Origin of the sequence: Devosia sp. SD17-2 (assembly GCF_029201565.1) — a bacterium.
Taxonomy (GTDB): domain Bacteria; phylum Pseudomonadota; class Alphaproteobacteria; order Rhizobiales; family Devosiaceae; genus Devosia.
This window is the reverse complement of sequence record NZ_CP104002.1, coordinates 3,057,606-3,079,201: the sequence shown is the minus strand read 5'-3', so window position 1 is coordinate 3,079,201 and position 21,596 is coordinate 3,057,606. Positions and strand designations below refer to the sequence as shown.

Here is a 21,596-nt window from a genome sequence, read left to right as displayed (position 1 = left end):
ACCTATTCCATGCGTTCCGGCAGATAATCCGCCCGGGCCAGATTGCCGAAGCGGGTGTACTGCGCCTCAAAGCTCAGCTGCACGGTACCGGTCGGGCCGTGACGCTGCTTGGCGATGATGACCTCGGCTTTGCCGTGCACCTGTTCCATTTCCCCTTGCCAGGTGATGTGTTCTGGCGTGCCCTCTTTGGGCTCCTTGTTCTTGAGGTAGTACTCCTCGCGATACACGAACATCACCACGTCGGCGTCCTGCTCGATAGAACCCGATTCGCGCAAGTCCGCCAGTTGCGGATGCTTGTCGTCGCGCTGCTCGACCTGACGTGAGAGCTGGGAAAGCGCGATCACCGGCACTTCCAGCTCCTTGGCGAGCGCTTTCAGCGTCGTGGTGATTTCGGTCAGTTCCTGCACGCGGTTCTGGCTCGAGGCCTTCGAGGAGCCCGAGAGGAGCTGCAAGTAGTCGACGATGAGGAGGTCGAGCCCCTTCTGGCGCTTGAGGCGTCGGGCGCGCGCTGCAAGCTGCGCCACGCTCAGACCACCGGTGTCGTCGATATAGAGCGGCACCTTGCTCATCATGTTGGAGACGTCGACCAGCTTGGCAAACTGGCTGTCGTGGATACGGCCGCGGCGGATGTCGGAGGATGACACTTCTGCCTGCTCGGCCAGAATACGCGTTGCCAGCTGTTCGGAGCTCATTTCGAGGCTGAAGAAGCCGACAATGCCGCCGTCGATAGTCTTGTTGTGCCCATCCGGTGTCACCTCGCCCTTCCAGGCGCTGGCGACGTTATAGGCGATATTTGTCACGAGCGAGGTCTTGCCCATGGCGGGACGTCCGGCGAGGACGATCAAGTCCGAGCGCTGCAGGCCACCCATCTGGCGGTCGAGGTCGTGGAGCGCCGTCGCCACGCCAGATAGGCCGCCGTCGCGCTGAAAAGCTTCGCCGGCCATCTTGATGGAGGCGCTGAGCGCCGTGCCGAAGCTCAGGAAGCCGCCGTCATAGCGCCCCTTTTCGGCGAGCTGGAACAGCTCCCCTTCAACCTTCTCGATCTGCTTGTTCGGCGTCATCTCGACATCCGAATCATAGGCGACCGTCACCATTTCCTCGCCGACGAGGATGAGGTTCCGGCGGATCGCAAGGTCGTAGATGGCTTGCCCATAGTCGGCCGCGTTAATGACCGTCGTCGCCTCGGCGGCCAAGCGCGCCAGGTACTGCGCCATGGTCATTTCCGGCAGCAGCTGGTCCGGCAGATGGGTCTTGATGGTCGTAGGGTCGGCGGACTTGCCGGCGCGGATGATCTTGCCGGTGATCTCATAGATATTGCGGTGCACCGGCTCGTAAAAATGCTCGGGCTCTAGAAAGTCCGCTACGCGGTAGAACGCTTCATTGTTGATCAGTATGGCGCCCAGCAGAGCCTGTTCTGCCTCCACATTGTGGGGAGCGACGCGGAAGGATTTGTCTTCGGCAGGGTGGAGCCGTGCGATTTCAGCCATCTCAGTCCTCGGGAGCGTGTTAACCTTTCTAACCACGCATAGATGGCTAGAGTCTCGCTCGACCTAAAGGGCCAACGGTTAATAACAAGTGGGTGTGAACTCTGTGAAGATCGGGGAACAACGCCCTCTTCTTGTTGCAGGCGATGATGGCGTGGCAATGGCGGCGGGAATCGGTCGGGCAAAGAAAAAGGCCGGGCAGTGTGCCCGGCCTTTCAATTTCAGAGCTGAAACGAAGACTACTCTTCGAAACGGTCTTCTGCAGCTGCGTCCTTCTGGCCGGCGGCGAAATCGCCATCTTCGTCGGCTTCAAAAGTGTGCACGGTCACGTCTTCACCAGAGGCCTGGCGAGTGGCTTCGTCAGCCGAGCGGGCGACGTTGACGGTGATCGACACTGCAACTTCAGGGTGCAGGGAGAGGGCCACGGTGTGAACGCCAACCGTCTTGATCGGGTCGGCAAGGTCAACCTGATTGCGCTGCACGATGTAGCCGTCGGCTGCGAGGCCTTCAACGATATCGCGGGCTGCAACCGAACCGTAGAGCTGGCCGGTTTCGCCTGCCTGGCGGATGATCACGACGGTGCGGCCGTTGAGGCCTTCCGCGATGCCGGCAGCAGCGGTGCGGCGCTCTTCGTTGCGCTGTTCGATGTGTGCGCGTTCCGATTCGAACCGCTTGCGGTTGGCTTCGGTGGCGCGGAGAGCCTTGCCCTGCGGCAGCAGGAAGTTACGGGCGAAGCCGTCCTTGACGGTGACTTCGTCGCCGATGGTACCGGTGCGGCCGATGCGCTCGAGCAGAATGACTTTCATGTCTTTTTCCTTTGGGCTGTCCCGTTCTCTGGGAACGGTTAGGAGCCGCGAACCATTCCGCGACCCCAACGATGCTTCGCTGCTGCGAAGCTTACTTTACGGCGTAGGGCATTACGCCGATGAAGCGGGCGCGCTTGATGGCGCGAGCCAGTTCACGCTGCTTCTTTGCAGAAACGGCAGTGATGCGGCTCGGCACGATCTTGCCGCGCTCGGAGACGTAGCGGCTCAGCAGGCGCACGTCCTTGTAGTCGATCTTTGGTGCGCCTTCGCCCGAGAACGGGCAGGTCTTGCGACGACGCTGGAAGGGACGACGGGCCTGGGAAGTGGTGAGGTCTTTGATAGACATGGCTACTCGTTCCTTTTCTTAGAAGCGGCGGGGACGACGGTCGCCCGACGGGCCACCACGATCACCACGGCCGCCATCGCGTTCGTCACGATCGCGCTTCTGCATCATGGCAGACGGGCCTTCTTCCAGCTCGTCAACGCGAACGGTCATGAAGCGCAGGATGTCTTCATTGATGCGCATCTGGCGTTCCATCTCGGCAACGGCAGCAGCCGGTGCGTCGAGGTTCAGCAGCGTGTAGTGAGCCTTGCGGTTCTTACGGATGCGGTAGGAGAGACCCTTGAGGCCCCAGTATTCGTTCTTGGTGACCTTGCCGCCGCCCTGGGCGAGGATCTCGGTCAGCGCAGTGGTCAGTTCTTCGACCTGCTGCTGGGAAACGTCCTGGCGCGCCAGGAAGATGTGCTCGTAAAGGGCCATGAATGCGCCTTCCTTGTGGTTTCGATACGCAATGTTTGGCGCGGAGCCTCTTTGAAGCCGGAAAGGCGTCAAAGCAGTCTTGCAAAGAGCGGGAACACGGGAGGCCGGATCAGAAATCCTGTCTTTGCCAAAGCAAAAACCCTCCGTTCAGCCCCCGGCCAAACGAATTGCTGGGCGCGCTATAGATGAGATTGTGCCCCATGGCAAGGTTGCCGTCTCTGATGCGTTAGATCGCCACGGGTTTGGCGCGGGCCAGCGTTACGCGGTTGCGACCGCCGTGCTTGGCGGCATAAAGCGCCTTGTCGCTCTCGATCAGCAATTGCTCCACGCTGTGATATGCAGCGCTGTCTGCCACCCCGATGCTGAGTGTTGCCTGTATAGGCAGCCCATCGTCAACTGGCGTGGTCTCCATCAACGCCGCCCGCTGGATGCGATCAGCGACCGCGAGGCCTTGGTTGCCGGCTGCGCCCATAACGATCGGCGCAAACTCTTCGCCACCGATGCGGCCGCAGACATCGCCACCGCGCAGATTGCTCTCCAGAACGCGCGCCATGGTCTGCAACACCGCGTCACCCGCCGGGTGGCCATGCGTGTCATTGATCGCCTTGAAGTGGTCGATATCGACCATCAGCACGGAAAACGGTGCCGCGGCCCGTCGACCAAACGCGCTGTTGAGGCGGTCCATGAAGGCGCCGCGGTTGAGCAGACCGGTCAGTGCGTCGTGCGAAGCAACGGCCGTGAGCTCGGCGTGCGTGGCGCGCCAGGCGCTGTTGATGATCGACACCGCCAGCGTGCCGGCCGCGATCATGCCCACCCCGAGCCGGAACGATGAGGCGTTGCTGGCGCTGCTGAAATCGATATTGAGCGGCATCATCCCCAGCGGACCGGCGATCAGCAGCCAGACCGAGGCCAGCATAGTCACTATCGTGCAGGCGAAAGGGCGGAAACACACCGCGCACCAGATGAGTGCGGGGATCATGTAGGAGGCTCCGCCTGGCCCGCCCGACGCATGGATGACCATGATGGATAGAAAAAGCGACGCCAGCGCCAATATCTGGTGGCGGCGCTGGATTTCATTGCGCGACAAAAACCGCAAAGAGTTTTCGTCCTGCCGGATCAGAGCCAGAAGCGGCGGCAGGAAGATCATGTAGCTGACGACTTCGGCCGCAAACCACAGTCCAAAGCTCTCCTGCAAGCTCATGTTGAACAGGAGGGGGCCGATCAGGCCGCCGACGACGCCCGTGGCTGCCGCCGCGACCATAATGGCGCCGATCGTCGAAACCGCATCGGTCGGACGGGTGAGATAGTCCGCGTGCCGACTCAATCGCTCTACCACCGCAACACCGACGCTGATGCCGACCAGGTTGGCGCCATTGAGGAGCATGGCATTTTCCATGCTGCTGCCGGTGAGAAGGTCGGCGGCGACGAAACTCAGTCCCGCAAGACTCCAGGTTGTCGCATTGTTTGTCGCGGGTCGCAGGATGAGCAGGCCAAACAGCACAGCGTTTGCCGGCCAGATACTTGCTAGGGAGAACAGGAGGCGGGTTTGGATGCCGACCATGCAGGCGGCAAACACCAGGGCGCTGACTATCAGCGATTCGACCAACGCGCTGCGCGTTGGCAATGTCATCGTCGTCATGGCACACTCGAAGAACGGCTTTAGCCGCGAAGTTGCCCCCCTTCTTTTACTGTGCTCTTTCCCGGTTAACAAACTCGGCATGGGGATGGCGGCATTGTTCCTACGCCTTGACTCTGCCTCATAGTGCTTGCAAAGCCCCCTGAACCGGTCTCTTCCGCATGTTGGGGCCATCTCAAAAAGGGGGTTGGACGATGTCGACCATTGCGTTCACTTTTCCGGGCCAGGGCAGCCAGTTCGTGGGTATGGGCAAGGATCTTGCCACGGCCTACCCAGAGGCGCGTGCGGTTTTCGAGGAAATCGACGAAGCCCTGGGCCAGCGCCTCTCTGCAATTCTCTTTGAAGGTCCGGAAGATATTTTGCGCCTGACCGAAAATGCCCAGCCCGCCCTGATGGCGGTCAGCATGGCCATTATCCGCGTGCTTGAGGCCAAGGGCGTTCGCCTTGCTGATCACGCCGCCTATGTCGCCGGGCACTCGCTTGGTGAATATTCTGCGCTCTGCGCCGCCGGTACCTTCACTGTCGCCGACACGGCGCGCCTGCTGCGCACCCGTGGCCAGGCCATGCAGAAGGCCGTTCCCGTCGGTCACGGCGCCATGGCTGCACTCCTTGGTCTTGATCTCGAAACGGCCCGTGCAGTGGCTGCCGAGGCTGCGCAGGGTGAAGTCTGCGACGTTGCCAATGACAACGCGCCTGGCCAGGTGGTGATCTCCGGTGGCATCGCCGCTGTTGAGCGCGCCATTGAAATCGCCAAGGCCCGCGGCGCCAAGCGCGCCCTTCAGCTACCGGTCAGCGCTCCGTTCCATTGCTCGCTGATGCAGCCTGCCGCCGATGCTATGGCTGCGGCCCTGAGCGAAGTCGAGATGAAAACCCCCGTCGTTCCGCTTGTCGCCAATGTCCTTGCGGCGCCGATCACCGATGCCGGCGAAATCCGCCAGCGCCTCATCGAGCAGGTCACCGGCGTCGTGCGCTGGACCGAGAGCGTCACCTGGTTGGCGGGGCAGGGTGGCGTCACCACCCTCGTCGAAATCGGTGCGGGCAAGGTGCTCACCGGTCTCGCCAAGCGCATTGCCCCCGACGTCACTGCCCAGGCCGTCGGCGCGCCGGCTGACATCGATGCCCTCGTGGCTCAACTCACATCCCACGCGTAAGCTTCGCCAGGGACCCCAATTCTCCACCAAGGAGCAGAAATGTTTGATCTCACCGGAAAACGCGCCCTTGTGACGGGTGCCAGCGGCGGCATTGGTCGCGAGATCGCCAAGGCACTCGCTGCTGCCGGCGCCACTGTTGCCCTCTCGGGCACGCGCACGAGCGCCCTCGAGGATACGGCTAAGGAAATCGGCAAGGACTGCCCGATCCTGCCGTGTAACCTTTCCAAGCTCGATGAGGTCGACAAGCTTGTCCCCGCCGCCGAGGCGGCAATGGGTGGGCTCGATATCCTGATCAACAATGCCGGCGTAACCCGCGACAATCTCTTCATGCGTATGAAGGATGAGGAGTGGGACGACGTCATCGCCATCAATCTGACCGCTGCCTTCCATCTAAATCGCTCCGTCCTGCGTGGCATGATGAAGCAGCGCTGGGGTCGCATCATCGGCATTTCCTCGGTGGTGGGTGTCATGGGCAATCCGGGGCAGGGCAATTATGCCGCCTCCAAGGCCGGCCTCATCGGCATGAACAAGGCGCTCGCCCACGAAGTCGCCAGCCGCAACATCACCGTCAACTCTATCGCGCCGGGCTTTATTGCCTCTGCGATGACCGACGAACTGAACGACAAGCAGCGTGAGTCGATCCTTTCGAGCGTTCCTGCAGGGCGTCTCGGAACGGCCCAGGAAGTGGCTGCCTGCGCGGTCTTCCTGGCCAGCGATGCGGCCGCTTATGTCACAGGACATACGCTGAACGTTAACGGCGGAATGGCGATGATCTGACCCTTTCGAGGCGAAAGCCTTGGAAAGCGGGCCTTCTGCGGCTGGCAAACCCGATGGAAACATGTTAATCGCCGCCGCGTTAACCCCTTGCTCTGTGCCTTGCGAGCGCCAAGAAGGCCGCTTACATTGCCGGACAAGCCAACACAGCTTGATGATTTGGCTACACGCCAATAAGAAGCGAACGAACTAGATTTCGAAAAGGGAAGTCAAATATGAGCGATGTCGCTGATCGGGTCCGCAAGATCGTTGTGGAACACCTCAATGTGGACGCCGAGAAGGTTGTCGAAAAGGCCAGCTTCATCGACGATCTGGGTGCAGACTCCCTTGATCAGGTCGAACTGGTGATGGCTTTCGAGGAAGAATTCTCGGTCGAGATCCCTGATGACGCTGCTGAGTCGATCCAGACCTTCGGCGATGCGGTTGCATTTTTGACCAAGGCCACCAGCTAAGCTGGACGGATCAGGTCGAGACATGGAATTACGCCGAGTCGTCGTCACCGGATTGGGACTTGTCACGCCCCTTGGTTGCGGAGTGGAGGCCACGTGGGCCAATATTCTCGCAGGCAAGAGTGGGGCCAGGCGTATCGACGAATTTCAAGTCGATGATATCGCCTGTCAGATTGCTCACCGCCTGCCGCTGGGTGACTATGCCGATGGCAAGTACAATCCCGACGAGTGGATGGAGAGCAAGGAGCAGCGCAAGGTCGACGATTTTATCGTCTACGCCATGGCTGCTGCTACACAGGCTATTCAGGACGCTGGCGTCGAGCCCAAGACCCAGGAAGAGCAGGAGCGCACAGGCGTTCTGATCGGCTCTGGCATCGGCGGCATTGGTGGCATCTATGATGCTTCCGTGACGCTGCATGAAAAAGGGCCGCGCCGCATCAGCCCCTTCTTTATTCCGGGGCGCTTGATCAATCTCGCGTCTGGCTATGTCTCGATTCGTTTCGGCCTCAAGGGGCCGAACCATTCGGTCGTGACTGCCTGCTCCACCGGCGCTCATGCCATCGGTGATGCGGCCCGTCTCATTGCGCTCGGCGATGCCGACGTCATGGTGGCTGGCGGCACCGAAAGCTGCGTCAATCGTCTGGCTCTCGCCGGCTTTGCTGCAGCACGCGCATTGTCGACCGGTTTCAATGACGATCCTGTTGCTGCCTCCCGTCCTTACGACAAGGATCGTGACGGCTTTGTGATGGGCGAGGGCGCCGGTATCGTCGTTCTCGAGGATTACGAGCGGGCCAAGGCACGCGGCGCCAAGATTTACGGCGAGATCATCGGTTATGGCCTGTCCGGCGATGCTTACCACATCACCGCCCCGGCTCCCGATGGCGATGGTGGTTTCCGCGCGATGAGCGCTGCCATCAAGCGCGCCGGCATTGCTCCGGGCGAAGTCGACTACATCAACGCTCACGGCACCTCGACGCCGCTGGGTGATGAGATCGAACTGGGCGCAGTGACCCGTGTTCTCGGCGATTCTGCCGGGCGCTCGGTGATGAGCTCGACAAAGTCTGCCATTGGTCACCTCCTGGGTGCGGCCGGCTCCGTCGAAGCGATCTTCTGCCTCCTCGCCATGCGGGACAGCATTGCCCCGCCGACTCTCAATCTCGACAATCCTTCTGTCGAGACGGCCATCAACCTTGTTCCCAAGGTGGCCCTCAAGAAGGAAATCAACGTGGCCCTCTCCAACAGCTTCGGCTTTGGCGGTACCAATGCCACGCTGGTCATGCGCAAGGTCGCCTGACTTTTCCACCTTTCAAGAGGGGCACATCGCGCCGACGCGCGGTGTGCCCCTTGTCTTTGTGGCCAGCCATTGCAAAAAATGCAGGCGCTTTGCCACAGTTTGGCGCCAGAACCACAACACGGTCCGTATTCGTCAGATATGGACAGCGAAGGTGACGACCCACAATGAATGACCGCAGCAAACGCCGCCGCCGCTCCTCCAACGGCCTGGTAGATGTTCTGAACGCCCTGTTGACCCTGCTGGTCATTGGTCTCGTGGTCGTCGGTGGCGGCTTTCTCTTTGTCGCCTCGCAATATTATGGCGACGGTCCGATTCCCGAAGATCGCGTCTTCCGCGTCGAGAGCGGCAATACGCTGACCTCGACGGCGACACGCCTTGAGGAACAGGGCTTCATTTCCAACGCATTCATTTTCCGCCAGTTCGGCGAACGGGTCGAAAAGAGTACCGTCGTCAAGGCCGGCGACTTCACGCTCCCGGCCAATGCCAGCATGTCGGAGATCTTCCGCGAGCTGACCGAGGGTACGCCCATCCGCTATGCCGTCACCATTCCGGAAGGCTGGACCTCCTGGCAGGTGGTGCAGCGCATCAATGACGATGATCGCCTGACCGGCACCATAGATGTCCTGCCGCCCGAAGGCTCGATCCTGCCCGGAAGCTACGACTACATGCCCGGCGATACCCGTCAGGCTGTGCTCGAGCGCATGCAGCAGGCGATGACCCAGGCGCTTGCCGAAATCTGGGAAACCCGCCAGCCTGATCTGCCGCTGCAGTCGCCGGCCGAGATGCTGATCCTCGCCTCGATCGTCGAGAAGGAAACTGGTGTCGCCGAGGAGCGTCCGCAGGTGGCTGCGGTCTTCGTCAATCGTCTGCGTACAAACATGCGCCTGCAGTCCGACCCGACGATCATTTATGGCATCACCTTGGGCCAATCGACGCTCGACCGTGGCATTCGCCGCTCCGAGATCGAGGCCAAGACGCCGTACAACACCTATCAGATCGATCGCCTGCCACCGACGCCGATCGCCAATCCTGGCATCGATGCCCTCAAGGCCGTGGCCAATCCCGATAGCCACAACTACGTCTACTTCGTTGCCAAGGGCGCCAGCCCCCGCGAAGGTCACGTCTTTGCCGAGACCTATGCCGAGCATCAGGAAAACGTCGCCCGCTATCGCCAGATTGCCCGCGAGGCCGCCGAACAGGCCGAAGCCGAAGCGGAGGCTGCCCGTCAGGCGCTCGAGGCAGAGGAAGCCGAGGAAGCACCCGCACAATGAGTGCCCCCCTGGCCAGCATGACCGGCTTCGCCCGCGCCGACGCCTCCGACGGGGCCCTGCGCGTGCGGATCGAGATCAAATCGGTCAATGGACGTGGCCTCGACATCAGGACCCGGTTCGCGCCGGGTCTTGATGCGTTTGACCTCCCCGTGCGCCAGCTGCTCTCCAATGCCCTCAGCCGCGGCTCCCTCAACGTCAATCTGACGCTCGATCGTGGCGCCTCCGGCAAGCCGATCACAGTCAATGAAGCGGCTCTGGCCACTGTCATCGCAGCCGCAAATGATCTGGCCCAGCGTCTCGAAGTCTCCCCGCCGCGTGTCGATGGCCTTCTCGCCCTGCCGGGCGTCCTGGCCTTCGAGGAGGCCGACGCGCTCGATGAGGAGGCCGTGGGAGCCCTTGTGACCAAGGCAGCCCAGCAGGCCCTTTCTGCCCTCCAGGCGTCACGCCGGGAGGAGGGGGCACGCATCGCGACCACACTGCTCGACCAGATCGATCAGATCGCCACACTCGTCGAAGCCGCCGCAGCCCATCCCTCCCGCAGCCGCGACCAGATCGCAGCGCGCCTCAGGAGCCAGATGGAAGCCTTTAGTCAGCAGACCGACATTGCCCCCGAGCGCTTTGCCCAGGAAGTGCTACTGCTGGTCACCAAGGCCGACATTCAGGAAGAGATCGATCGCCTGCGCGCCCACATCTCCGGCGCGCGCAAGCTGGTTTCCCAGGGCGGTCCAGTCGGCCGCCGCCTCGATTTCCTCGCCCAGGAATTCAACCGCGAAGCCAACACCCTCTGCTCTAAATCGAACGCGGTGGAACTGACCACCATCGGCCTTGACCTCAAGGCGGTGATCGATCAATTACGCGAGCAGGTCCAAAACATCGAATAGAGAGCGCAATGGATTTTCAGCGTCGTGGCGTCATGCTGGTCATCGCCTCGCCATCAGGCGCCGGCAAGTCGTCCATCTCTCGTGCCCTGTTCCAGCAGGACCCGAACATCCGCCTCTCCGTCTCCGCCACCACGCGCGCTCGCCGCAGCGATGAGGTGGAAGGCACGCACTACTATTTCGTCGACGTCCCGACCTTCAAGCGCATGCAGGCCGAGGGCGGTCTGCTTGAATCGGCCGAGGTTCACGGCAATTTCTACGGCACCCCGCGCGCCCAGGTCGAAGAGCAGCTTGCTGCCGGCAAGGACATTCTCTTCGACGTCGACTATCAGGGCACATTGCAGCTCTACGAGAACTGCCGCGCTGATATGGTGACGGTATTCATCTTGCCCCCGACAATCGATGAGCTGCGCGCTCGTCTAGAGCGGCGCGCCCAGGACAGCGTCGGAACCATCGAAAAGCGCCTGCGCAACGCCCGGATCGAACTCGATCACGCCAGCGAATATGACTATGTCATCATCAACAGCGACCTCGAGCTCTCCGTGCAGCGCGTCCGCTCGATCCTGGCCTCGGCGCGTTTGAAGCGCGAACGCCAGATCAATCTCTCGGACTTCGTCCAGGATCTGCAAAGCCAGATCGACGCCCTCGGCCCGGGGGCCTGAGGCCCCTTCAGCGAAGGCCCGGCAGCGCCCGCGCCATGGCGAGAAACGCCTTAACCGGCAGTTCTTCTGCCCGCTCGTTTCCCTTGAGGTCGGCTGCGGCGAGCAGCCCTTCAACCGGTACTCCCAGAGACTTCAGCGACTGGCGCACCATCTTGCGGCGCTGGCCGAAGGCCGCCTTCGTTACCTGTTCCACCAGCTTGACCGGGAGCCCATCTTCGACCGGCTTCGGCACCAGATGCACCACAGCCGAGGTCACTGCTGGTGCCGGCACAAAGGCCTGTCGGCCAACATTGAACGCGATGCGCGCGTCCGTGCGCCAGCCTGCGAGAACGCCGAGCCGACCATAATGATTGTCGCCCGGCTTGGCGCAGATGCGTTCGGCCACTTCCCGCTGGAACATCAGCGTCAGGCTCTCGAAAAACGGCGGCCACGGCTCCATGGTCAGCCAGCCGGTCAGCAGCGGCGTCCCGATATTATAGGGCAGGTTCGCCACCAGCCGGGTCGGGCCGTCCGCCAGTGCCCGATAGTCCATTTCCATCGCGTCGCCATGGATAACTGTCAGTCGGCCGGGATAGGCCTCTGCAATCTGGGCCAGCGCGGGCAGGGCGCGGGCGTCACGCTCAATGGCGATCACTTCGCGCGCGCCTTCGGCCAGCAGCGCCCGTGTCAGCCCGCCCGGGCCCGGACCCACTTCGATCACGCGAACACCGTCCAGCGAGCCGCCAACGCGCGCAATGCGTGCCGTCAGATTGAGGTCGAACAGAAAATTCTGCCCGAGTTCCTTCTTGGCCTGGAGGCCATGTTCGGCGATGACGTCGCGCAGCGGAGGAAGGTTGTCGATCTGGCTCATTATGCGCTCTTTGTCATTCGGTGGGCCAAGGCGATAGCGGCCGCAAAGCTTTTCGTCGAGCCCTTGCCGGTTCCGGCAAGGTCAAATGCAGTGCCATGGTCGGGCGAGGTCCGCACGATGGGCAAGCCCAACGTCACATTCACCGCCTCGTCAAAAGCCACGGTCTTGATCGGAATCAGTGCTTGATCGTGATACATCGCCACCACGGCATCATAGCTCGCCCAGTGGGCGGGGTAAAACAGCGTGTCAGCGGGCAGGGGGCCGATGATATCCAGCCCCTCGTTGCGCGCGGTCTCGAGCGCCGGGCGGATGGTGTCCAGCTCTTCCCGGCCGATGCCGCCATCCTCGCCCGCATGCGGATTGAGCCCCGCCACGGCAATGCGCGGCCGAGCCACGCCAAACCGCGCGCGCAGATCGCGGTCGACTACGCGCAAGGTGTCGGCGATCAGCTCGGCGGTAATCAGCCCGGGCACATCCTTGATCGGGACGTGAATGGTCAGCGGCACAGCGCGCAGCCCCTCATGCGCGAGCATCATCACTGGCAGTGGCGTGCTCCCGCTTTCGGCACAGAGCGCCGCCAGATATTCCGTGTGACCGGGATAGGCAAAGCCAGCATGATAAAGCGCGCCCTTGTGGATCGGCGCTGTCACGAGCCCGCGGCATAGGCCGGCACGTGTATCGCGGACCGCCGCCGCAATCGCCTCGATAACCACTGGGGCGGCAGTAGGCGCAATCGCTCCCGGGGTGTCCGGCACGTCACCATAGACCGCTGCGACGGGCATGGCACGGTCAAATTCTGACGCTGCCGTGTCCGGAGTTGTCTCGACGATCTCGACGGAGAGCCCCAGCCGCGCCGCCCGGGCCCGCAAGAACGGCACATGGCCATAGACAATAAACGGTGGGAGGCCGAGGGCCTCGCGCTGGGTGTAAAGCGATAAAAGGAGATCGGGGCCGATGCCGGCGGGCTCGCCCATGGAAATGGCCAGCGGCTGTGTCATGCTAACCCCCAAAAAGAGAGCGGAGACACATCCGGGGATGCGGCTCCGCAAAACAGTCGTGTCTCTGCGTGTGGCGGGCGAACCGCCTGATCACTCAGTTATAGATGATCTTTGCGTTCTTGCGCAGGGTCGCCATGTAGTCGTCGACCTGCTTCTGCATCGTGTCGTTGCCGACTTCTGCGCGCACTTCGTCCTTCACGAAGGTCAGGTCTTCGGCCTGTGTCTTCTCGCAGATGGCGAGCATAGACACGCCGGACTCGATGACGCGGGGCTTGGTGATGCCGCCAACATTCATGCCGGCCAATTCCTTGGCGACTGCCTCGGGCAGCTGGGTGGCGTGCCGACGACCGACATCGATCACGGCTGCGTCCGTATAGTTCAGCGACAGCTGCACTGCGCTGTCACAGCCGGCAAAGCCGGAGCGATAGCGATTGGCCTGTGCCGTGCGCCCGCTGGCACCCTGGCCGCCCGGCGCAACGAAGATAACCTCTTTGAGGATATAGTCGAAATTCTGGAAGTCGGCGATGCGGCCTGCAGCGGTCTGGTCGAGATCGAGCTCGGAGATCTGGACGTTCGGCATCACTGCGCGTTCGGCCACGCCATTCCAGGCGATGGCAGCGCGCAGGCGATCCTTGAGCGTGTCCTTGCTGACGCCGCTCTGGCGCAGCATTTCCGCGAGGCGGTCCTGGCTCAGCTTGAGGTTGCGGGCAATCTGCAGGAAAGCCTCGTCAACCTGGGCATTTGAAACGGTGATGCCCAGGCGCTTGGCCTCGGACATCTGGATCGCCTCGGTGATCAGCTGTTCGGTCGCACCCTTGCGGCCGGTGCGATTGCCTTCCATCTGGAACAGGCGCAGGCGCTGGTCGATCTGCACGTCGGTCACTGGCGTGCCGTTAACGGTGACGACAGTTGCGGCCATGCTGGGGACGACTGCAGCTGTCGCGAGGGTAAGGCCCAGGAACAAGGCGCCCGTAATGCGCCGCAGATGTGCGAAGATCATGGTCGTGTCCATTTCCATGCGATGTGCCACTTCAATGCGGCGCTTGGTTCGTGGTGTCAATTGCCCAATGAATACGGCCAAAATCCGAAGTAGGCCCGACGGCTGCCGGTCTGCGGGTTCAGCGTTACTCTGCTGGCGTTCAAAATTCTGGCACCAACACGCTCGTCGTGCCACCGGCATTCAGCCCGGCCGGAGCCTTGAGCTGGAATGTCGCCGTCACGCGGGTGTCGTTGGGCGTTGTATGTGTCGCTCCGGTGCGGGTCGCATTGGCGCCGAAGGCGAGGTAGCCGTCGTCATAATAGAGCCCGCCACCGGCCTGCAGCCAGCTGTTGGCGCCGATATCCCAGGCCGCATTGCCCTTGAGGCTCCAGTAATCAGAAACAGGCACGGTCAGCTCGCCGCCCACTTCGTGCTGGTCCTGCAGCGTGCCCACAGCAGCGTCCGCAGCGATAAACCGGTAGTCTACCGTCGCCGAATAGCGTTCGAGGTCTAGCTTCATGCCGGCGCCGGCCCGGGCCAGCGCCCAGTCCTCGGTGTCCACCTGCACCTTGCCGCCAAATGACAGGCCGGGCGTAAACGAGCCATAGGCTCCGAGGACCGCATAGGAGGCAGCGCCCTCCATGCCCGATCCGCGTCGCGCGCCGGCAGGGTCAGCGGTCTCGAAGGCATTGGTCCCGGCAAGCTGGAACGACTGCCCCCCGACAACCTCGACATAGCCGCCATCGGCGAAATTAGCCTGGTAGCGTGCACCGATGTTGGCGCGCAGCCCGGTTTCCTGGCGGTCGTAGCCCGAAAAGCGGTTGTAGCTGAAGAGGTTGGTGTCATCGAAGACGAAGCTTTGCGCATCGTCATTGGTGATGCCGACAAGGCTCGTGCCCGATCCGCGATAGACCATCTGTCCGATCGGTTCGATCAGGTGCACATCGGCGCCGTTATGAGCGATCAGCGGGTAACGGATATCCATCGCCGCGATCGGCGTGGCGCTGAAAAGGCTGGTCTCGCCGGGCAGGAACGGGCTCGTGCCGTCATAATAGGCCATGTCGGCGCGCAGACCGGCATAGGGCGTGAACACCAGCCCGCTATTGATCCACTGCGTCTGCCATCCGGCCTGCAGCGTTGCGCGCGTCTTGTTGCCGGCATGGCCGAACACATAGGGCACACCATTGGCGGCCTTGACCGCGTCGGCCTCGCGCTGCACGCTCAGCAACTGCCCATCGAGCGTCACCCGGCCCATTCCCGGCTCGAGATCGACGACATGATTGAACCGGACCGCGGGCAGGGCCTTCCCTTGCTGCGCCTGCTCCTGCGGTGTCACATTACCGAGGAGATTGAACTCCTGCAGGCGCACATCGAGATAGGTGTCGTCGGTCAGATGCGTCGCATAGACCTCGTTCACCGTGGACTTGGCCGTGGTCAGGCGGTAATCGCCGAGATAGGCCGCGTCGGAAAAGGCGGTGTAGGACCAGCCTGCCGACCAGTTTTCGATCGGCGTGAAGGAGCCGGAGGTCTGCAGCGCCCCGCGCCAGTCCCGATCACCGACCGTGCCGACAAAAGCCGCTGGGTCCCATTGGTGGATTCCTGAAGCCTTGACCTGGAACGAGCCGGCATCAAACCGCTGCACCCATTCCGCGCCCATAAGGAAACCCTGCCGCGTCGACAGTGTCGGGGTGAGGATGATGTCGGTCCAGCGGTTGGTATAGACCATCACCGGCACGCCAACGCGCAGTCCGGTCGTGTCGCTGTAATCGATGATAGGCATCCGCAGCGCTGACAGGGCCTGATTGTCCGTGCCCGGCAGCCAGAGATACGGCAGCCACGCGACCGGCATGCCAAGGAGCGACAGCGTCGGCTGCTCGAGGACAACCGAACCATTTTCCGAGTCGTGGATGATTTTTGCGGCATTGACCGACCAGCCAATGCGGCGCCCCTTGTCGTCGATGCAGTCTCCGCACGGCGCATAGCTCGCATTGACCAGCACTGACTGGAGCGCCGCGTCATAGTCCACACTGTCGGCGGTAATGCGCGAACCGTCAAAGGAGGTGATGGTCAGGGCGTTGAGAAACGCCTGTTTCATTCCGCCGCCGATGTCGAGACCATCGGTCTCCATCACATTGCCGAACGGGTCGGTCACGCTCACGCGCCCGGTCAGGCGAACGGAATTGCTGCGCCGGTTGAACTCCAGCGTATCGCCGCGAACCACATAGCCTTCATGCGACAGCACCACATCGCCCGAGGCCCGGATGACATTGGTGCGCGCGTCAAAGGTGAGGCTGTTGGCTTCCACGCCGGCGTCGCCATTGGGATTGACCGGAGCGTTGAAGAAATTGGTGGGAACGAGATTCTGCGCCAGAGCAGGGCCGGCAGGCAAAAGGCACAGGGCCACGCCCGCGAGCAGCGCGCGTGCAAGCCTTTCAAACCCGTTTCGGCCGATAGTCGTCACGTTCGTCCGTCTTCCTTATGCAGCAGCACTGTCATGCCGATGACAATAGCTACCAGTGCCGGTCCGACTGCCGCAAAAGTTGGGTCGAGAACGCCGGTCGACCCAGCGCGGTCGGCCATCTCGGTAATCACGAACACAACAAATCCGAGCACGATGCCATAGAGGACCGCGGGACCTAGACTAGAGTTTCTTCGATAACCTGCGGTAAACGCAAAGGCAATGAACAGAGAACCGGTTAGCACAAGCGGAAGCGTCAAAAGCTTGATCAGCCGCATCGTCGCCGAGGCGCGCACCGAAGGGTCCGAAACGCCTTGCTGGAGCATGCGGGCGAGGTCGAAAAACGTCATGTCTTCGGTCGAGGCCAATGTCAGCCGGATCTCCGCAGCAGTCGACTCTGTGGGCACGCGATAGTCAAAGACGGTACGGGCCTGCGTATCCGGCGAGCGCGCAATGGCCGCAGGCAGAACCCAGAATCCATCCTCGAGCACCGCATTACTCGCCTCGAGCCGGGGAACGGGATTAGGGGCGAGATGGAACAGTGTCACGTCGCCCAGTTCTCCGCCGCCGGGAGACATGTGCCGCGCCATGATCACATAGTGCACGCCGTCGCCCCGCTGCTCGAGCCAGATTTCGCCCGGCGGCGTCAGCAGCGCCGCTTGACCCGGCGGCGTCGGATACAGCTCGCGGTTGATCTGCGTGCTGGCCGTTTCCGCCCCCAGCGCCACGAGAAAGCTGACCCCGATCAACGCAATTGTGGGCGCACGCATGGCGCGCCAGATGGATATGCCGCTGGCCTTGATCACCGTCAGTTCATGGCGCGCCTTGAGGTCGGCCATCCCGAGGATCGCGCCCATCAGCACTGTTACCGGCAGGGTCTTGATGGTCCAGCGCACCGCGCTCATCGCCACCATCACCAGCGCCATCAGCACGCCGTTGCTTTCGGCCACCGCATTGAAGCGCCAGGTGTCGAGCGATTCCACCAGCGCGATCAGCCCGTAGAAAATGAACACCGTTGCGCCGATGCGGCCCGCGAGGCGCTTGAGTACAAGCCAGTCGATCCGCGTCATCATGCTGGAATGCTCCTCGGACGGCGCGGCCACAGGCGATAGGCCATCACAGCCCCCGAAATCAGGATCAGCAGGACCGACCCGGTCCCGACCCCGAGAGGGCTATAGGTGCCGATGCCGCGCTCGCCAAAGGCGACCAACATCACCACAGCTTCCAGTGGCACAGGAATGCGCGCCCGTCGTCCGCTGGGGAAGGCGGCAATCGCCAAAACAAAAAGACAGATGCCGATGACGCGCAGTGCCTCTGCCGACCGATCCAGCAGTCGTTGCAGCACCGGCTGCTCCAGCTGCCTGGTCGCCATCGCCTCGGCAATAAGGTCGAAACTGTCGCGCTCGGCGAGCGAGTCGCCCATGATCAACGGTTGGCTCAAACTGTCGACGCTGAGATCGTAGCGGATAAACCGCACCTCGGAATAGCGCCCGTCCTCCTGCACATATTGCAGTGACCCGTTGCGCAACTCGAGCACATAGTTTTCGCCGTCGCTCGATATCCTTGCGCTTTCAGCGATAAAGGTTCGGCGCGTCGCACCCTCGCGGCGGTCATCGGCAAAAAACTCGCGAATTTCGCCATCCGGCCCGCGTCCACCGATCAGCAGGATCACCCCCGGCGTTACCTGCGTAAACCGACCCGGCCGCAGGGTGGAGCTGACGAGATCAGCCGCCACGCTGGCCGAAAGCTCGCTGAACTTGCGGTTGGCGTTCGGCTCTACCCAATGGGCGAACAGCATCACCGCAACCACGGCAACGCTGGTGACCATGGCCGCTGCGCGCCAAAGACCGCTGATTCCCTTGCTGGTGTGGATGATGTGCAGTTCGTGGCTGCTCTGCAGCGCCGTCAGCGCCCGCACCAGCCCGATGCCAACGCAGATATAGAAGAACGCCAGCCCCAGCTGCGGCATGGTGTAGAGCGCCTGCACCGCAAGGGTGGCAAAGCCCTGTCCCTTGACCGACACCACTTCGAATGACCGCAGGCAGTTCACCAGCCAGAGCAGGAAGCATACGATGCCGAACAGCACGAGCGCGTCGGTCGCAAACAGGCGCGCCAGATAAGTTGTCAGTCGTCTCATGGGCGTCCGATAGCATCCCCCTGCGCCGCAAGTAAGGCCCACGGTGCCACGGCACCATGGTGCAGTTCGTCGGACCTGACAATTGCCTCTACCTGCCATCAACAAATCGGTGGGAAATCCGGCCTCATTGCTGACCTGCAGGTCCGGCAGTAGCGTTCCGCCCGGCAGACGGATAAGGTCCGGCTATGGCTGAAGTGCTGTTCTATCATCTTGAAGTGCGCCCGCTTGAGGCGGTCCTCCCCCAGCTCCTCGAAAAGACCTTGGAGCGGGGCTGGCGCGCTGTTGTCGAATGCGGCTCTCGTGAACGCGCCGAGGCGCTCGACGCCCACCTCTGGACATTTCGCGACGACAGTTTCCTTGCCCACGGTCTTGCCGGCGACGAGGCCGATGCCCTCCAGCCGATCCTGCTCACGACCGAGCAGTCGAACCCCAACAATGCCACCGTGCGCTTTTTCGTTGATCGCGCCGTGCCGCATTCGCCCGAGGCCTATCAGCGGCTGGTCTATATGTTCTCCGGCCATGATCCCGAAGCCGTGGCCGAGGCCCGGCAAGCCTGGCGGGAACTGCGCGCCGGCAATACGGTTACCTACTGGCAACAGGAACCCGACGGACGCTGGTCAAAGAAAGCATGACGCCAGACCTTTCGATACCCAGCCGCCACAAACTGCATGAAGACATTTTCGCCATGCTCATCGGCACGGTCCTGGTGTCGCTGGGGATCGTCTTCTATTCAGAGGTCCAGCTCGCCACCGGCAGCACGGCGGGTCTGGCGCTCCTCATCCAATACGCCACCGGCTGGCCCTTCGGCGTCCTGTTCTTCGCGATCAATCTTCCGTTTTATGTCCTGGCTGTGCTCCGCATGGGCTGGCCGTTTGCCATCAAGACCTTCGCCTCGGTGGCCATGGTCTCTTGGCTGACCATCCAGATCCCAGTCTGGCTCGATATCTCGGCGATCCATCCGCTGTTCGCCGCGCTCGTCGGCGGTGGGCTCATCGGCCTCGGCGTACTTTCGCTGTTCCGCCACAAGTCCAGCGTCGGCGGTATCAATATCCTGGCGCTCTTCCTCCAGGACAATTTCGGCATCCGGGCCGGCTATTTTCAGCTGGCGGTGGACGCGGTTATCCTCGCGGCAGCGTTCTTCATCCTGCCGCTCGACCGCGTCATCTATTCGATCCTGGGCGCGCTTGTGCTCAACATGATCGTCGCCCTCAACCACCGTCCGGGCCGCTACGTCGGCTTCAGCTAGTTGGCCGTGTCGCCCCAGCCGACGATGTCGTAGAGATACATGTGGTACATGTATTCGGCGAGCTCGTAGCAGTAGATCACTTCGCTCTCGCTGGGGTCGAAAAACGCGTTTGCCTCGCCGCATTGCATCGCCCGGAACGTCACGGGCTTCGGCAAGACGTAGTTCTCCATCACCAGCTCGACTGCATGCTCCATGATGCCGCGGGACCTGAATTCCTTGGCGAATTTCTTGTACGCACCGGCCGGTTCATAGATGATGTGGATGGGCTCGCCGTAATATTCATCGTCGCGATGCGGCTCGAGTAGCATTTCCCATGAGCTGCGCGCCTGCTCATAGGTATAGGCGCAGGCCTCCTGCTGGTCCGGAGCGATGTCGTAAGCGTCTGCCGCCTCACCAAACACATCGGGCTCAGCGCCGACCATCAGGCAGACCATCGCATAGGCACGCTGAATATCGAGACTATGGTCGCTGTAGTAAGAAAAGTCGTCGACGCCCGAGCCGGTCGAGGCGACCGCGTTAAAATACCACCCGTCAGCCGCGTCGATCAGCGCATTCCAGCTGTCATCATCGCCCTCGTCGGTGAGCAGCCAGATCGTCGCCAGCGCGTCCACGGCGTCCTCTTCGCGCCCCAGCACGGGCAGGCCCAGTTCACTGATCAGCATGTGGCCGATCTCATGATACATGGTGAAGGTCGCGTCATGCATGGCAAAGTCCATCGCATCGCTCAGCACGGACAGCTCATCCTCGGCCGCAAGGGCAGGGGACACGGACGCCACAACGCAGGCCGCCAGGGCGGTAGCACGCAGGGTGCGCATACATCGATCTCCGGAAAATCAGGCGCGCGGCCTAATAGCTCTTTGCTTTCTCTTTCCCCACGCCGCCCCCCTGGGGCGCAGGCGCCGATGGCCTTGGCAATTCGGCGGCATAGAGCTCCATATACTCTTTCATCAACTCATAGCAGAAGATGATTTCTATGGTGTCGGGGTCATAAAATGCATTGGCTTCGCCACAGCGTTTGGCGTTGAAGCGCACCGGCCGGCGCAGACCAAAAGTGTCGCGCAGGTCCTGCGCCACCTGGTCGAATACCCCGCTGGAGCGGAAGGCGTCCGCAGCAAAGCGCAGCTGGCCGCCGGCGTCGTGATAGGTCACGTTGACCACGGTGGACTTGCTGGTTTCCGTGCGGTCACCGAACAGGCTCTTGATGCTGCGGTTGATCAGCTTGTAGTCCCACAGGCAGTCGCTCTGCCGGTCGTGGTCGATGGAATATTGGTTGGCGATCGGGCGAAAGGCCTTGCCATCGCTGCCCACCATCATGCAGACGATCTGATAGGCGCGCTGCTTGTCGAGGCTGTGCCCCGCAGCGTAATCTTCCTCATACTCGCCGCTGCCATAGGCAACGCCGGACAGGAGCCAACCTTCTGCCGCGTCAGCAAGCGCCTTGTCGGCTTCCCCGGAGCGCTTGTTGAGCAGCATCCAGGTCGCGACATTGTCGGCGGCATCCTCTTCCCGCCCCAGCACCGGCAGTTCCAGTTGGTGCACCAGAAGGTGCGCCATCTCATGGTAAAGAACGAAGAGGCTGTTGTTCGCGGCGAAGCGGATCGTGTCCGCGCGTTGCGCCTTGCTGAAGCCGGTAAGGTCCTGCGCCTGCGCCACCTGCGACGTTAACGCCATAGTCGCAACGAGCAGACAAGACAAAATACCGCGCATGAAAAGCCCTTGCAGCTCAAACGACTATCAGCAGAGTGCAATGGCGGCGCGCTGTC

General features: G+C 62.1%; 22 protein-coding genes. 9 read left to right on the top strand and 13 right to left on the bottom strand.

The window, feature by feature from the left end; all coding sequences use genetic code 11:
- Positions 1–2: 2 nt before the first annotated feature.
- From NYQ88_RS15160 to NYQ88_RS15140, 5 genes are all read right to left on the bottom strand, one after another.
- Positions 3–1,487, bottom strand: a complete 1,485-nt coding sequence (locus NYQ88_RS15160) for a replicative DNA helicase (protein WP_275651954.1) — start codon at positions 1,485–1,487, stop codon at positions 3–5.
- A 236-nt stretch (positions 1,488–1,723) separates the two neighbouring features.
- Positions 1,724–2,290, bottom strand: coding sequence for a 50S ribosomal protein L9 (gene rplI / locus NYQ88_RS15155; protein WP_275651953.1), 567 nt, complete (start codon positions 2,288–2,290; stop codon positions 1,724–1,726).
- A 91-nt stretch (positions 2,291–2,381) separates the two neighbouring features.
- Positions 2,382–2,630, bottom strand: coding sequence for a 30S ribosomal protein S18 (gene rpsR / locus NYQ88_RS15150; RefSeq protein ID WP_275606994.1), 249 nt, complete (start codon positions 2,628–2,630; stop codon positions 2,382–2,384).
- 24 nt (positions 2,631–2,654) lie between these two features.
- Complete coding sequence (rpsF, locus tag NYQ88_RS15145) at positions 2,655–3,050, bottom strand: 30S ribosomal protein S6 (RefSeq protein WP_275651952.1); 396 nt, start codon at positions 3,048–3,050, stop codon at positions 2,655–2,657.
- A 226-nt stretch (positions 3,051–3,276) separates the two neighbouring features.
- Positions 3,277–4,770: a sensor domain-containing diguanylate cyclase gene (locus NYQ88_RS15140; protein ID WP_275651951.1), complete on the bottom strand. Its 1,494-nt coding sequence runs from the start codon at positions 4,768–4,770 to the stop codon at positions 3,277–3,279.
- 110 nt (positions 4,771–4,880) lie between these two features.
- Between NYQ88_RS15140 and fabD the strand changes: the two genes are divergently transcribed.
- The 7 genes from fabD (at position 4,881) to gmk (ending at position 11,165) form a co-directional block, all read left to right on the top strand.
- Positions 4,881–5,837, top strand: coding sequence for an ACP S-malonyltransferase (fabD, locus tag NYQ88_RS15135; RefSeq protein WP_275651950.1), 957 nt, complete (start codon positions 4,881–4,883; stop codon positions 5,835–5,837).
- Between the two features lie 39 nt (positions 5,838–5,876).
- Complete coding sequence (gene fabG, locus NYQ88_RS15130; RefSeq protein WP_275651949.1) at positions 5,877–6,614, top strand: 3-oxoacyl-[acyl-carrier-protein] reductase; 738 nt, start codon at positions 5,877–5,879, stop codon at positions 6,612–6,614.
- A 212-nt stretch (positions 6,615–6,826) separates the two neighbouring features.
- Positions 6,827–7,063, top strand: a complete 237-nt coding sequence (locus NYQ88_RS15125) for an acyl carrier protein (RefSeq protein WP_169196701.1) — start codon at positions 6,827–6,829, stop codon at positions 7,061–7,063.
- Between the two features lie 22 nt (positions 7,064–7,085).
- A complete protein-coding gene (gene fabF / locus NYQ88_RS15120; protein WP_275651948.1) occupies positions 7,086–8,354 on the top strand; it encodes a beta-ketoacyl-ACP synthase II in 1,269 nt (422 codons plus the stop codon).
- 164 nt (positions 8,355–8,518) lie between these two features.
- Positions 8,519–9,625, top strand: coding sequence for an endolytic transglycosylase MltG (gene mltG, locus NYQ88_RS15115; protein WP_275651947.1), 1,107 nt, complete (start codon positions 8,519–8,521; stop codon positions 9,623–9,625).
- Entirely contained in the window at positions 9,622–10,506 is an 885-nt protein-coding gene (locus tag NYQ88_RS15110) for a YicC/YloC family endoribonuclease (protein ID WP_275651946.1), read from the top strand. The genes mltG and NYQ88_RS15110 overlap by 4 nt, the downstream gene beginning before the upstream one ends.
- Before the next feature lie 8 nt (positions 10,507–10,514).
- On the top strand, positions 10,515–11,165 hold the full coding sequence (gmk, locus tag NYQ88_RS15105; protein WP_275651945.1) for a guanylate kinase: 651 nt from the start codon (positions 10,515–10,517) through the stop codon (positions 11,163–11,165).
- 7 nt (positions 11,166–11,172) lie between these two features.
- Here gmk and rsmA read toward each other — a convergent pair whose 3' ends face one another.
- From rsmA to NYQ88_RS15075, 6 genes are all read right to left on the bottom strand, one after another.
- Entirely contained in the window at positions 11,173–12,015 is an 843-nt protein-coding gene (gene rsmA / locus NYQ88_RS15100) for a 16S rRNA (adenine(1518)-N(6)/adenine(1519)-N(6))-dimethyltransferase RsmA (RefSeq protein WP_275651944.1), read from the bottom strand.
- Complete coding sequence (pdxA, locus tag NYQ88_RS15095) at positions 12,015–13,013, bottom strand: 4-hydroxythreonine-4-phosphate dehydrogenase PdxA (protein ID WP_275651943.1); 999 nt, start codon at positions 13,011–13,013, stop codon at positions 12,015–12,017. Before pdxA ends, rsmA begins: the two co-directional genes overlap by 1 nt.
- 94 nt (positions 13,014–13,107) lie before the next feature.
- A complete protein-coding gene (locus NYQ88_RS15090) occupies positions 13,108–14,013 on the bottom strand; it encodes a SurA N-terminal domain-containing protein (protein ID WP_275651942.1) in 906 nt (301 codons plus the stop codon).
- Between the two features lie 139 nt (positions 14,014–14,152).
- A complete protein-coding gene (lptD, locus tag NYQ88_RS15085; protein WP_275651941.1) occupies positions 14,153–16,453 on the bottom strand; it encodes an LPS assembly protein LptD in 2,301 nt (766 codons plus the stop codon).
- Positions 16,450–17,523 carry an LptF/LptG family permease gene (locus tag NYQ88_RS15080; RefSeq protein WP_275651940.1) on the bottom strand — a complete coding sequence of 358 codons (1,074 nt, stop codon included), beginning with the start codon at positions 17,521–17,523 and terminating at the stop codon, positions 16,450–16,452. The genes lptD and NYQ88_RS15080 overlap by 4 nt, the downstream gene beginning before the upstream one ends.
- Positions 17,520–18,587: an LptF/LptG family permease gene (locus NYQ88_RS15075; RefSeq protein WP_275651939.1), complete on the bottom strand. Its 1,068-nt coding sequence runs from the start codon at positions 18,585–18,587 to the stop codon at positions 17,520–17,522. Before NYQ88_RS15075 ends, NYQ88_RS15080 begins: the two co-directional genes overlap by 4 nt.
- Before the next feature lie 185 nt (positions 18,588–18,772).
- On the opposite strand from NYQ88_RS15075, the gene NYQ88_RS15070 reads away from it, so the two are divergent.
- Both NYQ88_RS15070 and NYQ88_RS15065 read left to right on the top strand, forming a co-directional pair.
- On the top strand, positions 18,773–19,219 hold the full coding sequence (locus NYQ88_RS15070) for a DNA polymerase III subunit chi (protein ID WP_275651938.1): 447 nt from the start codon (positions 18,773–18,775) through the stop codon (positions 19,217–19,219).
- On the top strand, positions 19,216–19,833 hold the full coding sequence (locus NYQ88_RS15065) for a YitT family protein (protein ID WP_275651937.1): 618 nt from the start codon (positions 19,216–19,218) through the stop codon (positions 19,831–19,833). Before NYQ88_RS15070 ends, NYQ88_RS15065 begins: the two co-directional genes overlap by 4 nt.
- On the opposite strand, the gene NYQ88_RS15060 is transcribed toward NYQ88_RS15065, so the two are convergent.
- Together NYQ88_RS15060 and NYQ88_RS15055 are read right to left on the bottom strand one after the other, a co-directional pair.
- Positions 19,830–20,648 (bottom strand): DUF4344 domain-containing metallopeptidase, encoded by an 819-nt coding sequence (locus NYQ88_RS15060; protein WP_275651936.1) that lies wholly within the window; start codon positions 20,646–20,648, stop codon positions 19,830–19,832. The two genes, NYQ88_RS15065 and NYQ88_RS15060, sit on opposite strands and share 4 nt — an antisense overlap.
- A 31-nt stretch (positions 20,649–20,679) precedes the next feature.
- Positions 20,680–21,540, bottom strand: a complete 861-nt coding sequence (locus NYQ88_RS15055) for a DUF4344 domain-containing metallopeptidase (protein ID WP_275651935.1) — start codon at positions 21,538–21,540, stop codon at positions 20,680–20,682.
- Between the last annotated feature and the right edge of the window lie 56 nt (positions 21,541–21,596).

Bases quoted from the DNA above. Each gene is read 5' to 3' on its own strand.
- NYQ88_RS15160 (WP_275651954.1), bottom strand. From the start codon at position 1,487: ATGGCTGAAATCGCACGGCTCCACCCTGCCGAAGACAAATCCTTCCGC.
- rplI (WP_275651953.1), bottom strand. From the start codon at position 2,290: ATGAAAGTCATTCTGCTCGAGCGCATCGGCCGCACCGGTACCATCGGC.
- rpsF (WP_275651952.1), bottom strand. From the start codon at position 3,050: ATGGCCCTTTACGAGCACATCTTCCTGGCGCGCCAGGACGTTTCCCAG.
- NYQ88_RS15140 (WP_275651951.1), bottom strand. From the start codon at position 4,770: ATGCCGAGTTTGTTAACCGGGAAAGAGCACAGTAAAAGAAGGGGGGCA.
- fabD (WP_275651950.1), top strand. From the start codon at position 4,881: ATGTCGACCATTGCGTTCACTTTTCCGGGCCAGGGCAGCCAGTTCGTG.
- fabG (WP_275651949.1), top strand. From the start codon at position 5,877: ATGTTTGATCTCACCGGAAAACGCGCCCTTGTGACGGGTGCCAGCGGC.
- NYQ88_RS15125 (WP_169196701.1), top strand. From the start codon at position 6,827: ATGAGCGATGTCGCTGATCGGGTCCGCAAGATCGTTGTGGAACACCTC.
- fabF (WP_275651948.1), top strand. From the start codon at position 7,086: ATGGAATTACGCCGAGTCGTCGTCACCGGATTGGGACTTGTCACGCCC.
- mltG (WP_275651947.1), top strand. From the start codon at position 8,519: ATGAATGACCGCAGCAAACGCCGCCGCCGCTCCTCCAACGGCCTGGTA.
- NYQ88_RS15110 (WP_275651946.1), top strand. From the start codon at position 9,622: ATGAGTGCCCCCCTGGCCAGCATGACCGGCTTCGCCCGCGCCGACGCC.
- gmk (WP_275651945.1), top strand. From the start codon at position 10,515: ATGGATTTTCAGCGTCGTGGCGTCATGCTGGTCATCGCCTCGCCATCA.
- rsmA (WP_275651944.1), bottom strand. From the start codon at position 12,015: ATGAGCCAGATCGACAACCTTCCTCCGCTGCGCGACGTCATCGCCGAA.
- pdxA (WP_275651943.1), bottom strand. From the start codon at position 13,013: ATGACACAGCCGCTGGCCATTTCCATGGGCGAGCCCGCCGGCATCGGC.
- NYQ88_RS15090 (WP_275651942.1), bottom strand. From the start codon at position 14,013: ATGATCTTCGCACATCTGCGGCGCATTACGGGCGCCTTGTTCCTGGGC.
- NYQ88_RS15080 (WP_275651940.1), bottom strand. From the start codon at position 17,523: ATGATGACGCGGATCGACTGGCTTGTACTCAAGCGCCTCGCGGGCCGC.
- NYQ88_RS15075 (WP_275651939.1), bottom strand. From the start codon at position 18,587: ATGAGACGACTGACAACTTATCTGGCGCGCCTGTTTGCGACCGACGCG.
- NYQ88_RS15070 (WP_275651938.1), top strand. From the start codon at position 18,773: ATGGCTGAAGTGCTGTTCTATCATCTTGAAGTGCGCCCGCTTGAGGCG.
- NYQ88_RS15065 (WP_275651937.1), top strand. From the start codon at position 19,216: ATGACGCCAGACCTTTCGATACCCAGCCGCCACAAACTGCATGAAGAC.
- NYQ88_RS15060 (WP_275651936.1), bottom strand. From the start codon at position 20,648: ATGCGCACCCTGCGTGCTACCGCCCTGGCGGCCTGCGTTGTGGCGTCC.
- NYQ88_RS15055 (WP_275651935.1), bottom strand. From the start codon at position 21,540: ATGCGCGGTATTTTGTCTTGTCTGCTCGTTGCGACTATGGCGTTAACG.